Annotated in this window: 12 protein-coding genes; 7 read left to right on the top strand and 5 right to left on the bottom strand. The window is 59.0% G+C overall.

What is annotated here, in order from left to right; genetic code table 11:
* Positions 1-146: 146 nt before the first annotated feature.
* From KDX30_RS28505 to KDX30_RS28490, 4 genes are read right to left on the bottom strand one after another with little or no spacing between them, the layout of a single operon-like run.
* Positions 147-1,376 (bottom strand): Zn-dependent hydrolase, encoded by a 1,230-nt coding sequence (locus tag KDX30_RS28505; protein WP_231678158.1) that lies wholly within the window; start codon positions 1,374-1,376, stop codon positions 147-149.
* 23 nt (positions 1,377-1,399) lie between these two features.
* Positions 1,400-2,329, bottom strand: a complete 930-nt coding sequence (locus KDX30_RS28500; protein WP_231678157.1) for a 2-hydroxyacid dehydrogenase — start codon at positions 2,327-2,329, stop codon at positions 1,400-1,402.
* Complete coding sequence (locus KDX30_RS28495) at positions 2,326-3,081, bottom strand: class II aldolase/adducin family protein (protein ID WP_122706770.1); 756 nt, start codon at positions 3,079-3,081, stop codon at positions 2,326-2,328. Before KDX30_RS28495 ends, KDX30_RS28500 begins: the two co-directional genes overlap by 4 nt.
* On the bottom strand, positions 3,078-4,388 hold the full coding sequence (locus tag KDX30_RS28490; protein WP_231678156.1) for an MFS transporter: 1,311 nt from the start codon (positions 4,386-4,388) through the stop codon (positions 3,078-3,080). Before KDX30_RS28490 ends, KDX30_RS28495 begins: the two co-directional genes overlap by 4 nt.
* Positions 4,389-4,540: 152 nt before the next feature.
* Here KDX30_RS28490 and KDX30_RS28485 point away from each other — a divergent pair, with 152 nt between their 5' ends.
* On the top strand, positions 4,541-5,506 hold the full coding sequence (locus KDX30_RS28485) for a LysR family transcriptional regulator (RefSeq protein ID WP_231678155.1): 966 nt from the start codon (positions 4,541-4,543) through the stop codon (positions 5,504-5,506).
* Between the two features lie 11 nt (positions 5,507-5,517).
* On the opposite strand, the gene kdgR is transcribed toward KDX30_RS28485, so the two are convergent.
* Positions 5,518-6,297, bottom strand: coding sequence for a DNA-binding transcriptional regulator KdgR (kdgR, locus tag KDX30_RS28480; RefSeq protein WP_027901231.1), 780 nt, complete (start codon positions 6,295-6,297; stop codon positions 5,518-5,520).
* A 150-nt stretch (positions 6,298-6,447) separates the two neighbouring features.
* Between kdgR and KDX30_RS28475 the strand changes: the two genes are divergently transcribed.
* From KDX30_RS28475 to uxuA, 6 genes are all read left to right on the top strand, one after another.
* Positions 6,448-7,455, top strand: coding sequence for a 2-dehydro-3-deoxygluconokinase (locus KDX30_RS28475; RefSeq protein WP_231678154.1), 1,008 nt, complete (start codon positions 6,448-6,450; stop codon positions 7,453-7,455).
* A complete protein-coding gene (manD, locus tag KDX30_RS28470) occupies positions 7,455-8,666 on the top strand; it encodes a D-mannonate dehydratase ManD (RefSeq protein WP_027901233.1) in 1,212 nt (403 codons plus the stop codon). Before KDX30_RS28475 ends, manD begins: the two co-directional genes overlap by 1 nt.
* Before the next feature lie 60 nt (positions 8,667-8,726).
* Complete coding sequence (locus KDX30_RS28465) at positions 8,727-9,758, top strand: Zn-dependent oxidoreductase (RefSeq protein WP_231678153.1); 1,032 nt, start codon at positions 8,727-8,729, stop codon at positions 9,756-9,758.
* Between the two features lie 67 nt (positions 9,759-9,825).
* Entirely contained in the window at positions 9,826-11,124 is a 1,299-nt protein-coding gene (locus KDX30_RS28460; protein WP_122396767.1) for an MFS transporter, read from the top strand.
* A gap of 11 nt (positions 11,125-11,135) precedes the next feature.
* Complete coding sequence (locus KDX30_RS28455; RefSeq protein WP_231678152.1) at positions 11,136-12,593, top strand: mannitol dehydrogenase family protein; 1,458 nt, start codon at positions 11,136-11,138, stop codon at positions 12,591-12,593.
* An 18-nt stretch (positions 12,594-12,611) separates the two neighbouring features.
* A complete protein-coding gene (gene uxuA / locus KDX30_RS28450; protein ID WP_231678151.1) occupies positions 12,612-13,787 on the top strand; it encodes a mannonate dehydratase in 1,176 nt (391 codons plus the stop codon).
* Positions 13,788-13,852 lie beyond the last annotated feature (65 nt).

The following is a 13,852-nucleotide window of genomic DNA, read 5'->3' as shown; positions in this document are numbered from 1 at the left end:
CGCCATGCAAACCCAATCCCGTGGGAGCGAATTCATTCGCGAAAGGGCCAGTACATTCGCAGCACATGTATGGCCTGAAATACCGCCTTCCCGAATGAACTCGCTCCCACCGCTCCAACAGGTGCTGCGGGCGGCTGAAGGCTGAGCTAACGCTGAATCCGCTCAACGATGGCATTCAGCAGCACATCGCAGCCCATGCGGGCATCTTCAGGGAAAACGTCCTCGGCTTCGTTGTGGCTCAGCCCGTCAACACAGGGGATGAACACCATCGTGGTGGGGCAGTGCCGGGCGAGCAGGATGGCGTCGTGACCTGCGCCGCTGACGATGTCCTGATGCGGATACCCCAGCGCCTCGACGGCACGGCGCACTGCCGCGACGCAATCCTTGTCGAACGGTGTGGCCGGGCTTAGCCAGTGGCGCTGTATGTCCAGGGTCAATCCGCGGACGTCCGCTACCTGCTGAAAACGCTGTCGGACCAGCTCCTCCATCAGCGCAATCTGCCCGTCTTCGTGGTGACGCAAATCCACCGTGAAGTTCACGCTGCCGGCAATGGTGTTGCGCGATGATTTGGCGATGCTCAACTGGCCAATCGTGACCAGTCCCTTGGGCGCGAACTCTTCAGCCAGGGCTTCAAGTTTCGCAGCCATTTGCGCCACACCAAACAAAGCGTCCTTGCGCAGTTTCATCGGTGTGGTCCCGGCGTGGGCGCTCTGGCCTTTGACCTGAACGTCCAGCCAGCAAATGGCCTGACCGCCCGTCACCACACCCACCGGAATGCCGTTGTCTTCAAGGATCGGCCCCTGCTCGATGTGCGCTTCGAAATACGAATCGAAAGGACGCTTGAAGGGTTGCTCACCCACGTGCCCGGTGGCGTCCAGCGCTTGAGCGACGCTGATACCGTCGGCATCGCATGCATCCAGCGCTGTCTGGAGTGCCAGAGTGCCGGTGAAAACTGCAGAGCCAAACATGGCTGGCGTGAAGCGCGCGCCTTCTTCGTTGGTCCACACCGCGATTTCAATAGGCCGTTGGCTCTGGATGCCTTGTTCGTTCAGACAGCGAACCACTTCCAGGCCGCTCAGGACCCCGTAGATGCCATCGAAGCGACCGCCTTTGGGCTGAGTGTCGAGATGGCTGCCCATCACGATCGGCTCAAGCTTATCGTTCAGCCCTGCACGGCGGGCGAACAGGTTGCCGATGGCATCGAAGCTGAGGGTCATGCCTGCTTCCCGACACCAGCTCATGAACAGCTCACGGCCTGCTTTGTCCTCCGCAGACAGGGCCAGACGGCAGTTGCCGCCCTTGGCGGTGGCACCGATTTGGGCCATGTCCATCAGGCTGGCCCAGAGGCGATCGCCGTTGGATTCAAGTACATTCATCGCTCAACCTCTTGCATGTCGCTTCAGTAGCCCAGCGTTGGGTCCACCAGATTATTCAGGGGTTCGCCATTGAGCAGTCGGCGGGCGTTTTCCGCGACCTGCAGTGCAATGCAATCGTCGGAGGCGGCGGAGGCCATGTGCGGAGTGATGATCACTCCCGGCATCTGCCACAAACGATCGTCCACCGGCAGCGGTTCCTGATCGAATACATCCAGCACCGCGCCGCGCAAATGCCCGCTGGCCAGGCCCTGTTGCAGGTCATCGACGATCAGGTGTTGCCCGCGTCCGGCATTCACCACTACCGCACCGGGAGCCAGGGCGGCAAAGGTCTTGCCGCACAGAATGCCTCGGGTGGCGTCGGTCAGGGGCAGCAGGTTGACCAGCATGTCCAGGCCGTCGAGGAATCCGTCGAACTGCTCGTCACCGTGATGACAGATCACTCCGGGAATTTCTCGCGGGCTACGTGCCCAGCCACTCACCGCATAGCCAGCACCGGCCAGATCACTGGCGATTGCCGCACCCAGCGAACCCAGGCCCATGACACCCACTCTGAACTGCCCGGCAGGACGTTGTGGGTGACGTTGCCACGCGCTTTGACGCTGCTGTGCGGCCACGCGATCAAAATCACGGTGAAAATGCAGCACCGCCCAGCGCACGTATTCGGTCATCCCACGTCGATGATCAGGGTCCACCACGCGGCAGGCGGGAAGGTCCGCCCGACTCGGGTCGGTGCGCAAATGATCAACCCCCGCAGCCACCGAATGCACCAGTTGCAGGTTGGGCAGGCTTGCCATGCTGCCCGCGGGTGGATACCAGCAGGCCGCGATTTGCGCCTCGACGGCGGCCGGGTCATCGGGCAATACCACCTTGAGTTCAGGCGCGTTACGGGCGAATGCGACTTGCAGTTCGCTGTTCAGAACGGTGTCATTGGTCAACAGGACGACGGTGGTCATGAGCAGTAGGACTCGCGTTGGTCTTCGATCAGGGTAAGCGCGGCGTTCCAGCTCAACTGAATGATCTCTGCGGCTTCATCGCGATCAAACTGTTGGGCGGTCAAACGGCATACTTCCTCGCTGGGTTGCACGAGTTTACTGTTCCCGGACAGTGCTTGAACCTGTGCCTGACACGCCCGCTCCAGAAAATGGATTTCATGGAACGCCTGGGCCACGCTGCCACCGCCCGCCAACAAGCCGTGATTGCGCAGGATCATCGCTTTATGGGGGCCTAAATCTGCCACCAGGCGTTCACGTTCTTCCAGCGACAGGGCGATGCCTTCATAGGTGTGATAACCCAGCTTGCCGTAGAACTTGAGCGCATGTTGAGTGATCGGCAACAGGCCATGCTCTTGCGCGGCGACTGCCATACCGGCTGCGGTATGGGTATGGATCACGCAGTTCAGGTCTTCCCGTGCCATGTGGATAGCGGAGTGGACAACGAAACCTGCGGCATTTACCCGGCTGTTTTCAACATCGCCATTGACCACCTGGCCATGCTGATCGATCCGCACCAGATCACTGGCTTTCATCCGGTCGAAGATCACCCCGTAACGGTTGATCAGAAAGTGATGTTCGGGACCGGGGATGCGCAGGCTGATGTGCGTGTCGATCAAATCAGTCATGCGAAAGTGCGCCACCAGCCGATACAACGCGGCCAGTTCACAGCGGGCCTGCCATTCCACAGCGTCGATAGAATCCGGGGTATTCATGAAAGCTCCTTGTTGAACGCTGACTGTTGTGTGGTGCTGTCGTCACCGCGCAGACGCGCCAGACCACAGACGCCAAACAGCGAAATGCCTGCCAGCACGCTGAAGAAAATCGCCAGTGGCAGCCATTGCCCGGCGTAGTGAGTGGCCAGCAACGTGCCGATGATGGGCGTGCTGCCACCGGCAATCGCACAGATCAGTTGGTAAGCGATAGATATCCCGCTGTAACGCAAATGCGCCGGGAATGCCTGAGCCATGTAACCGGCAATCACTGCGTAAAGCGCTGACAAGGTGATCACAGCCATGGCGATGCCCAGGGTCATCAACGCCAGGTTCTGGGTGCCGACCAGCAGAAACATCGGGTACGGCATGAACATCGAGAGCAGGGCGGTCAGCATCAGGAACCGGCCTTCGCCGATACGCTCGGCCAGCAATGCGCTGATGGGCTGGGAAATGAATTGCAGGACGGTCACGATAAACAGGCAATCCAGAATGGTCGCCCGTGAGATGCCCTGATACTGGGTCACGTAAGTGATCATGAAGGTGTTGGTGAAGAAGAAGCCCGCCGAGCCGATGGTCACCGCGCAGGCAGCGAAGAAAATCTGTCGCCAGCAGGTCCGCAGCACGTCCAGCACCGGGTACTTGGCGGTTTCGCCTTTCTCCGCGACTTCCTTGAATTCCGGTGACTCTTCAACGCCAAAGCGGATAGCCAGGCCAATCAGCATCAATACGCCGCTGGCGAGGAACGGCAAACGCCAGCCCCAGTCGGCAAATTCAGCAGGCTCCAGAGATGTAACCAGTCGAAACGCAATCAACGCCAGCAGCAAGCCTGCAGGGCTGCCCAGTTGCGCAAAGGAGGCATAGAACATCTTACGGCCCTTAGGCGCATGTTCGCTGGCCATCAGTACTGCGCCGCCCCATTCGCCACCAACCGAAATGCCTTGCACGATGCGCAGCGCCACCAGACCAATGGGTGCCCAGATGCCGGCGCTGGCGTAGCTCGGCAGCAAGCCTATTCCCGTGGTCGCCAACCCCATCAGCAGCATGGTGAACAGCAACATTTTTTTACGCCCAAGCCGATCTCCCAAGTGACCGAACACCATCCCGGCCATGGGCCGTGCGATGAAGCCGACCGCGAAGGTGCCAAAGGCGGCGAGGGTGCTCAGGCCTGGCGTATCGCTGGGGAAGAACACCTGGCCGAGGATCAGCGCGGCGGCTGTGGCGTAGATGTAGAAGTCGTAAAACTCGATGGTGGTGCCGATGAATGCCGCGGCAGCTGCGCGACGAGGCTGGTTGGACGAGGTTCGCATGCAAGGCCCTTTTAGTATTGGCGTTATGGCAGGGATTGAGGCTGATCACGTAGCGCTCTGTGGCGCTTCCCTGCTTTATCGCTCGCTGCCTATAATTAATCAATTTGCTAATACTTATTTTATGTATTAGTCAGGCTACTAATGGTGCATTGATGGACAACGACGAATTAGTCGAAGCACAGGGCAAGTGGCAAGGTCGGCGTTTTCTCAATGATCGACTGGACTGGAACCTGCTGCGCACTTACCTGGCTATCGGTCAGGAACGCAGTATCAGCCGTGCGGCAGCCAGGCTTTTCGTCACGCAATCAGCGGTCAGTCAGTCGCTCAAACGGCTTGAGGAACAGCTCGATTGCGCGCTGATTGTGCGCAAGGGGCCGCGCTTCGACCTGACTCAGGCCGGGGAAGAGGTGTTTGGCATTGCCCAGGAGATGTATGGCAATGTCTCCCGCCTGGGCACCGCGGTCGAGGGCGCCGAGGAAGAAGTCGTTGGCAAAGTGCGTGTGCTGTCCATCAGTCATGTGCAGTCACCGCTCTATGACGACTTTCTTGCGGACTTCCACCTGCTGCATCCGCGTGTCGAGCTGGAACTTGAAGTCATGCGCAGTTCAGATATTCAGAGCTCGCTGAACCAGAAAACCGCCAGCCTCGGCATTGGACTGTGCCGCTTTCCCCAGGCAAAACTGGAGCGAGTGCTGTTGATGCGCCAGCGCTATGCATTCTTCTGTGGCAAACGACACCGGCTGTTCGGCAAACGCGGACTGGCGCTGGATGCGTTACAGGGCGAAAACTTTGTCAGTTTCACCAGCGACCAGTTGGGCGGCAATCTCTCACCGCTGACGGTGTTCCGCGATCAGCAGGGGTTCACCGGAAAAATCGTCGCATCATCGCCCAGCTTTGAAGAGATTCGCCGGTTGATCATCGCCGGATATGGCATCGGTTGTTTGCCTGAACATCTGGTGGACAACGATTTGCACAACGGGCTGATCTGGCGTTTACCACCGGCTGACGGCGTGGTCGATGTCGATATGTTTTTGATGTGGAACCGCGATCAAAGGATGAACCGCGCCGAAACGGTTTTTATCGAGTCGTTTCGGCAGGTCATTGAAGGAGCGCTTTGATCAGCAGGTAGTTACGCGTGCCAGCCTAATTGGCTGGAAATGCGTTGCGTGGCTTCCACCAGTTGCTTGACGTAGTCCTGCTTGAGCTCTTCTCGAAAGCGGAAGCAGGGAAATGACACACTCATGCCGCCGATCACATGCCCAAAACGGTCGCGAATCGGCGCCGCCAGACAGCGCATGTTGTCTTCAAACTCTTCATGGTCTTCGGCATAACCCTGTTCGCGAACCACCTGCAGTTCCTGCAAATAAGCATCGACTGTGGTCAGGGTATTGGCTGTGCGGCGCTCGAAGCTCTCTTCTTGCAGGTGTGCCAGCAGCTCCGGTTGCTCAAGCCACGCCATCAACACTTTGCCGATCCCGGTGCAATACAGTGGTGCGCGTCGACCGATACGCGAGTACATGCGCAGGTTGTATTTGGAGTCGATCTTGTGCACGTAGACGATGCTGCCTTCGTCAAGAATCCCCAGATGCACTGTCTCGCCAGTCAGCTCATTGATACGGCGCATGCCCGGTTCAGCTTCGCGGACGATGTCCAGATGAGGCAGGGCTTGCGCGCCCAGTTCAAACAGCCGAACGCTGAGCCGGTAGCGTTCTTCGGCATCCTGCACGACATAGCCACGAGCCTTGAGCGACTGCAGAAAGCGGTAAACCGTGCTTTTGGACATGTCCAGTTTCTGCGCGATTTCCGATACGCCGCTTTCCTCGGGATGTTCTGCCAATGCCTCTAGTACCGCCATGGTCCGGCCCACTGCGGAGACCAGTTCATTGTTCTGGAGAGTGCTGTTGTCCATGAAGGCTCCAACGGGAACGGAAAACCCAAGGATATACGCTGGCGAGTCAAAACGCTGTTTCATTTTGCTTGACGAGGTGAAAAATCTGATCGAAACTCCGCCACAACTTGCAAGTGAAACGCCGTTTTAAAAATAATAAGGCGCGTAATGATGAAAGTGATTTCAAGACAACAGCCGCAATCCGTTTCACACAAACCCGTCAAAGTCGCGATGGTGGGTGAGTGCATGATTGAGATGAGAGCCGAGTCAGCCTCAGACTTCAGTCAGACGTTTGGGGGCGACACGCTCAACACGGCCGTTTATCTGGCCCGATTGAATTCAGCTGCGCACATCGCCGTGGAATACGTTACCGCCATTGGCGCGGACAGCTTCAGCGATGCCATGCGCCAGTTGTGGTGTGACGAAGGCGTCGGCAACCAGCACGTGCGAGTGATCGAGGACGCATTGCCGGGCCTCTACGTGATCCAGACCGATACTCGTGGTGAGCGACGCTTCGTGTATTGGCGCGGTCAGGCCGCAGCGCGACGCATGTTCGACGGGCCTGAAGCAGACACCATGCTGATGGCTCTGGCCGATTACGACTACCTCTACCTGAGCGGCATCAGCCTCGCGATCCTCACCCCCGATGGCCGCGCACGCTTGTTGAAGGCTGTAGCTCAAGCCCGCGAATCCGGCACCCGGATCGTCTTCGATAACAACTTCCGTCCCCACCTGTGGCCCGATACCAACGCTGCGCGGCAGTCCTATAGCGACATTCTGCGCCTGACTGATCTGGCCCTGATCACCTGGGATGACGACGAAGCCCTGTTTGGTTACCCAGACGTCGAGGCCTTGTTCCGTGCCTACGCACACTTCGGTGTAGGCGAAGTCGTGCTCAAGCGCGGTGCGGCGTCATGCCTGATCGACTGCGACGGCTACCGCTTCGAAGTGCCCGCCGAACTCGTCAACAACATCGTCGACACCACGGCGGCAGGCGACTCTTTCAGCGCCGGGTATCTCTCCTGTCGCTTACAAGGCGGCGAGCCTGATCTCGCCGCTCAGTGGGGGCACCGACTGGCCGCCCAAGTGGTTCAGCATCGGGGAGCACTGATCCCCAGCGCTGCCATGCCCCGTCTGGATATGCCTACCTTTTCTTTTGCCGCAGAGGCCCGCAACTGATGAAAATCATTGAAGCTCGCGTGATCGTTACCTGTCCGGGTCGCAATCTGATCACTCTTAAAATCGTCACCGATGCCGGCATCTACGGTATCGGCGATGCGACCCTGAATGGCCGTGAGCTGGCGGTGGTCGCGTACCTTGAAGAGCACGTGTTGCCTGCGCTCATCGGTCGTGATGCCCATCGCATTGAGGACATCTGGCAATACCTGTATCGCGGGGCTTACTGGCGCCGTGGCCCGGTGACCATGACCGCGATTGCTGCAGTAGACATCGCCCTGTGGGATATCAAGGCCAAGGCCGCCAACATGCCGCTTTATCAGTTGCTAGGTGGCAAGAGCCGCGAGCGGGTGATGGTCTACGGGCATGCCACGGGGAAAGACATCGAAGGTTGCCTGGACGAAGTCGCTCGCCATGTCGAACTGGGTTACAAGGCGGTGCGCGTGCAATGCGGGATTCCCGGCATCGCCACCACTTATGGCGTCGCCAAGCGCAGTGGCGAACGCTATGAACCGGCCGACAGCGACCTGCCTGCCGAACATATGTGGGACACCGCCAAGTACCTTAACTATGTGCCCAAACTGTTTGCGGCCGTTCGTGAGCGTTTTGGTGATGACCTGCACATTCTGCATGACGTTCACCATCGCCTTACACCGATCGAAGCGGGGCGCCTGGGCAAATCCGTAGAGCCGTACAACCTGTTCTGGCTGGAGGACTGCACCCCGGCAGAAAATCAGGAGGCGTTTCGCCTGATCCGTCAGCACACCACCACGCCACTGGCGGTGGGTGAGGTCTTCAACTCGATTCATGACTGCCGCGAGCTGATTCAGGAACAGTTGATCGACTACATCCGTGCCACCCTGGTTCACGCAGGTGGCATTACCCATGTGCGACGGATTGCCGATTTCGCTGCGCTGTTTCAGGTGCGCACCGGCTTTCACGGCGCCACCGACCTGTCGCCAGTGTGCATGGGCGCTGCCCTGCATTTCGATACCTGGGTGCCCAACTTCGGCATTCAGGAGCACATGCCTCACGACGAACGCATCGACGAAGTCTTTCCTCATGCCTATCGCTTTGAAGACGGCCATTTCACCCCGGGCGAAACCCCGGGCCATGGCGTCGACATCGATGAAACCCTCGCAGCGAAATATCCCTACAAACGCGCCAGTCTGCCGGTCAATCGCCTGGAAGACGGCACGCTCTGGCACTGGTAAGACAATCAAATCATCACAACAAGAACATCAGGCGGCGGCCGCCCTGACAGGAGTTACCCGATGAAAGCCTTTCAAGTAAGAGCACCTTTTGAGTTCGGCCTGGCCCACGTCGAGGTGCCGCAAATCGCACCCGGCGAAGTCAAGGTAGACGTGGCCTACGCCGGTATCTGCGGCTCGGACATGCACATCATCCACGGCCAGAACGCTTTCGTGCGTTTCCCTCGAGTAACCGGCCATGAGTTCTCTGGCGTGGTGCGCGAAGTGGGTGAAGGCGTCGAACACCTCAAGGCTGGCGACCGCGTGTGCATCGACCCGGTAATCAGCTGCGGGACTTGCTACCCGTGCCGGATCAATCGCCCCAACGTCTGCACCAAGCTGCAAGTGATTGGCGTGCACCGCGACGGTGGTTTCAGCGAGCAGGTCTGCGTCCCGGCCAGCAACGCCCATCGTCTTCCTGACTCGATGTCTCTGAGTCACGCGGCGCTGGTGGAGCCTTACTCCATTGCGCTCAACGTGCTGGATCGCATGCACGTGCATCCGGGAGACAGTCTGCTGATCTATGGGGCTGGCGTGATTGGCCTGACCCTGGTGCAGATGGCCCGGGCGCTGGGTTTGACCGACATTACTGTCACCGACGTGATTGATGCGCGTCTGGAAACCGCCAAAGCCCTGGGCGCCAGCCGTACCCTCAACGGTCAGGCTGTCGATGTCGAAGCCACGATGCTTGAGTTGACCCACGGCGAAGGCGTGCCGCTGATTGTCGATGCGGCGTGCATTCCGTCCTTGATGCCGCAAATGGTCCGACTGGCCTCACCAGCCGGGCGCATTGGCCTGCTGGGCTTCAATGCAACCCCGAGTGATCTGGTGCAACTGGAGATGATCAAGAAGGAGCTGACGCTGGTGGGCTCGCGCCTGAACAACCGCAAGTTCCCCAGGGTGATCGAGCTAATTGCCAGCGGCAAATTACAGGTTCAGGAACTGGTCAGCCATCAAGTGTCTTTCGACGAGATGCCAGCGGCCATCGACCTGATCGAAAACCATCCTGAACAGACCCGCAAGGTGCTGGTGCAGTTGGGTGAAGCGCGTCACTAGTCCGATGTAGATACGAGTGCCCCTTTGGGCACCCTCACCGAATAAACATAAAAAGCGGGAGGTTCCAATGTTTGGTCAAGGTCGTACGTTAATTATCATCATGCTGTTCCTGGCAGGCGTCATTAACTACCTGGATCGCTCGGCATTGTCCGTGGCAGCCCCTTTCATCCAGAAGGACTACGGTCTGACGACGGGTGAGATGGGCATGATCTTCAGTAGTTTTTTCGTCGGCTACGCGGCGTTCAACTTTATCGGTGGCTGGGCGGCTGACCGCTACGGCGCGAAAACCACGCTACTGCTGGCGATGGTGTTGTGGTCGTTGTTCAGCGGCTTGACGGTGTTGACCGTAGGCTTCGCCTCGCTAGTGCTGATCCGCATCCTGTTCGGCATGGGTGAAGGGCCGTTGAGCGTCACCACCAGCAAGATGGTCAACAACTGGTATACGCCAAAACAGCGTGCCAGGGCGCTGGGGTCGTCGATGTCCGGTACACCTCTGGGCGGCGCGATTTCCGGGCCGGTAGTGGGCTTCATCGCCATTAGCTACGGCTGGAAAGTGTCGTTCATTATCATCATGGTGGTAGGGCTGATCTGGGCGGCAGTGTGGTTCAAGTTCGTCAAGGACAAGCCTGAAGGCAAGGTGGCCGAGGAAATCCAGCGCGCCGAAGGCACCAGCGAAGTGGCTTCGTTGCCGGTGCATCCGCTGCGTTATTACCTGAAACAACCTACCGTGCTGTTCACTTCACTGGCGTTCTTTTCCTATAACTACACGCTGTTCTTCTTCCTGACCTGGTTCCCCAGCTACCTGACCATGGCTCACGGTCTGAACGTCAAGGACATGAGTATCGCCACCGTCATTCCATGGCTGCTGGGTTTCCTCGGTCTGGCGCTGGGCGGTTTCATCTCCGACTTCGTGTTCAAGAAGACCGGGCGGATGATGTTCTCCCGCAAAGTGGTGCTGGTCACGTGCCTGCTGGCTTGCGCAGGCTGTATTGCACTGGCTGGCATTGTCAAAACCCTTTATCCGGCGGTCATTCTCGTCGCACTGGCGGTGTTTTTCCTGTACCTGACCGGCGCCATTTACTGGGCGATCATTCAGGACACCGTGCCTGCCGCCCGAGTCGGTGGCGTCAGCGGCTTCATGCATTTCCTGGCGAACACCTCGGGCATTATTGGTCCGACCCTGACCGGTTTTCTGGTGCAGTTCACCGGCTCGTTCACCAGCGCATTCCTGCTGGCAGGGCTGTTGACCGTCATCGGCGCGGTCTGTGTGGCGCGCTACGTAAAACCGCTAAGCGCTGCAGACACCGGTGAAGCGGCTGTCCCGGTTCCGCAACATGATTCGGCCTTGAGCCATCCCAGAACATAAGGAGTGTGTCGATGCCGACTGTTAACCGCGTGCCCGCTACCGGCACTGCTTCAGAGCCAGAAGCCGTCATTGGAATCGTGCATCTGGGCCTGGGGGCGTTTCATCGCGCCCATCAGGCGGTCTACCTGCAACGTAACCTCAATCGTCATGGCCAGAGCGACTGGGGCCTGTGCTGCGCCAACCTGCGCTCCAATCGAGCAGTGGTTGATCTGCTGCGTGAACAGGACTGTCGCTACCATGTGGCTGAGTACAGCGACCGCGAACAGGTGACGCTGCGCGAAATTGCCGTCGTGCGCGAAGCGCTGTATACGGGAGAGGGCGGTGATGAGCTGGAGTTGCTGTTGCAGCGTATGGCCGCGCCGCAAACGCGGATTGTCACGCTCACCGTCACCGAAAAAGGCTACTGGGTGAGTCCTTCTACGGGGCAATTGCGCCTTGAAGACCCGACGATTGCCCATGACATTGCCCATCCGCAAACGCCGCGTTCGGCACCAGGCATCGTCCTCGAAGCCTTGCGCCGCCGTCGCGCTGCTGGCATCCCGGCGTTCACCGTCCTGTGCTGCGACAACATGCCTGACAACGGTCAGCGTACCCGGCAGGCGGTACGCGGTCTGGCAGCAGAACAGGATGAAGAGCTTGCGCAGTGGGTTGACCAGCATGTGGCGTTTCCCAGCTGCATGGTCGACCGGATTGTCCCGGCCATGACGGCAGAGTCTTTCAGTCGTCTGGAGCAGCAACTGGACTGCCACGACCCTGCGGCGGTGGTGTGTGAAAGCTTCAGCCAGTGGGTCATCGAGGACAACTTTCCGCTGGGTCGCCCTGACTGGGAGGTGGAAGGCGTACAGATGGTCGAGGACGTGCAGCCCTTCGAAACGATGAAGCTGCGCATGCTTAACGGCAGCCATTCGCTGTTGGCTTACGTGGGCGTGCTGGCAGGTCATGAGTTGGTATTCGAGGCGGTCAATGATGCCCGGATGGCAGGTCTCATTGAGCATTACATGGCCCATGAAGCCGCACCCACGCTGGACATGCCGCCTGGCATCGATCTTTCGCTCTATGCCCGGGATCTGATCGCGCGCTTTGCCAATGACAGCCTGCAACATCGTCTGCGGCAGATTGCCATGGACGGCTCGCAAAAACTGCCGCAACGCTGGTTGCTCGGTGCACAGCAGTTGCTCGACGAAGGGCGCGATATCGCTTGTACGGCTTTGGGTATTGCAGCCTGGATTCGCTACTGCACACAAACCACGACCCAAGTCGTAGACGACCCGTTGAATGCCACCTTTGCCGATCTGGCGGGACGCTTTGACGGCGCGCCTCTGGTGGATGCGTTTTTGGAACTGGATGAAGTATTCCCGACCGCACTGGCGAAGCGACCGGCGTTTCGCGACGCGGTGCAACAGGCTTATGGCTCGCTGGTTGGCGAAGGCATCAGCAGCGTGTTGCAACGCTTCGCTGGGCACAACTAACAAGAAAAGGAGAAGCATATGGAACAGACATGGCGCTGGTTTGGCCCCAAAGACCCGATTTCTCTGGCGGACGTCCGGCAAACCGGTGCGACCGGCATCGTCACCGCACTGCATGAAATCCCCAACGGCGAAGTGTGGCCGGTAGAGGCCATTGCGGCGCGCAAGCAGATGATCGAAGCCGCAGGTCTGACCTGGTCAGTGGTGGAGAGCATCCCAGTACACGAAGACATCAAGCGCGGTTGCGGTCGCCGTGACGAGTACATCGCCAACTATCAGCAGAGCGTGCGTAACCTGGCCAGCTGCGGCATTGATATCGTCTGCTACAACTTCATGCCGGTGCTGGACTGGACACGTACCGACCTGGCCTGGGAACTGGCGGATGGTGGCTGGGCGCTGCGGTTCGATCAGACTGCATTTGCTGCATTCGACCTGTTCATCCTCCAGCGTCCGGGGGCAGAGGCGGAGTACAGTGCCGAGGATATACAGCAGGCCAAAGCCTGTTTCGAGGGGCTGACCGCCAGCCAGAGTCAGGCGTTGGTCAATACCCTGATTGCAGGTTTACCGGGTGCTGAAGAGCATTACACCCTGGAAGATTTTCGCGCTTTGCTGAGCACTTACGCGGATATCGACGAAGCCAGATTGCGTGAGCATCTGGGCTATTTTCTGCGTGCATTGATTCCGGTGGCAGAAGAAGTCGGTGTGCGGATGGCGATCCATCCGGATGATCCACCTCGGGCGTTGTTGGGGCTGCCCCGCATCCTGTCAACTGCTGCCGATGCCCAATGGCTGCTGGACGCCGCGCCAAGCCGGGCCAATGGTCTGACGTTCTGTACCGGTTCTTATGGCGTGCGCGAAGACAACGATCTTGTGGCGATGGCGAAGCACTTTGCACCTTACATCTACTTCACGCATTTGCGCTCGACCCGCCGAGAGGCCGATCCGCGCAGCTTCCACGAGGCTCATCATCTGGACGGTGATGTGGACATGGTCGGGGTTATCCGCGAGCTGGTCACCGAGGAGCGCAGACGCGAACGCGAAGGCGGCCCGCGCCTGCCGCTGCGTCCGGATCACGGCCATCAATTACTCGACGACCAGCACCGCAAGAGCAATCCTGGCTACTCGCTAATTGGTCGACTCAAAGGCCTGGCAGAAATTCGGGGTGTGGAACTGGCAGTGCGGCAACAGCTGAGCTGAAAGACCTCAGCGCCTGAATCGCGGGCAAGCCTCGCTCCCACAGGGGAATGCGATCTCATGTGGGA

The organism is Pseudomonas quasicaspiana, assembly GCF_021147825.1.
Taxonomy (GTDB): Bacteria; Pseudomonadota; Gammaproteobacteria; order Pseudomonadales; family Pseudomonadaceae; genus Aquipseudomonas; species Aquipseudomonas quasicaspiana.
The sequence above is the reverse complement of the archived record's forward strand: the minus strand, read 5'-3'. Positions and strand labels throughout refer to the sequence as shown.

Excerpts from the sequence above, each read along its gene's own strand:
- KDX30_RS28495 (WP_122706770.1), bottom strand. The coding sequence starts at position 3,081 with ATGAATACCCCGGATTCTATCGACGCTGTGGAATGGCAGGCCCGCTGT.
- uxuA (WP_231678151.1), top strand. The coding sequence starts at position 12,612 with ATGGAACAGACATGGCGCTGGTTTGGCCCCAAAGACCCGATTTCTCTG.
- KDX30_RS28485 (WP_231678155.1), top strand. The coding sequence starts at position 4,541 with ATGGACAACGACGAATTAGTCGAAGCACAGGGCAAGTGGCAAGGTCGG.
- KDX30_RS28465 (WP_231678153.1), top strand. The coding sequence starts at position 8,727 with ATGAAAGCCTTTCAAGTAAGAGCACCTTTTGAGTTCGGCCTGGCCCAC.
- KDX30_RS28490 (WP_231678156.1), bottom strand. The coding sequence starts at position 4,388 with ATGCGAACCTCGTCCAACCAGCCTCGTCGCGCAGCTGCCGCGGCATTC.
- kdgR (WP_027901231.1), bottom strand. The coding sequence starts at position 6,297 with ATGGACAACAGCACTCTCCAGAACAATGAACTGGTCTCCGCAGTGGGC.
- KDX30_RS28460 (WP_122396767.1), top strand. The coding sequence starts at position 9,826 with ATGTTTGGTCAAGGTCGTACGTTAATTATCATCATGCTGTTCCTGGCA.
- KDX30_RS28505 (WP_231678158.1), bottom strand. The coding sequence starts at position 1,376 with ATGAATGTACTTGAATCCAACGGCGATCGCCTCTGGGCCAGCCTGATG.
- KDX30_RS28500 (WP_231678157.1), bottom strand. The coding sequence starts at position 2,329 with ATGACCACCGTCGTCCTGTTGACCAATGACACCGTTCTGAACAGCGAA.
- manD (WP_027901233.1), top strand. The coding sequence starts at position 7,455 with ATGAAAATCATTGAAGCTCGCGTGATCGTTACCTGTCCGGGTCGCAAT.
- KDX30_RS28455 (WP_231678152.1), top strand. The coding sequence starts at position 11,136 with ATGCCGACTGTTAACCGCGTGCCCGCTACCGGCACTGCTTCAGAGCCA.
- KDX30_RS28475 (WP_231678154.1), top strand. The coding sequence starts at position 6,448 with ATGAAAGTGATTTCAAGACAACAGCCGCAATCCGTTTCACACAAACCC.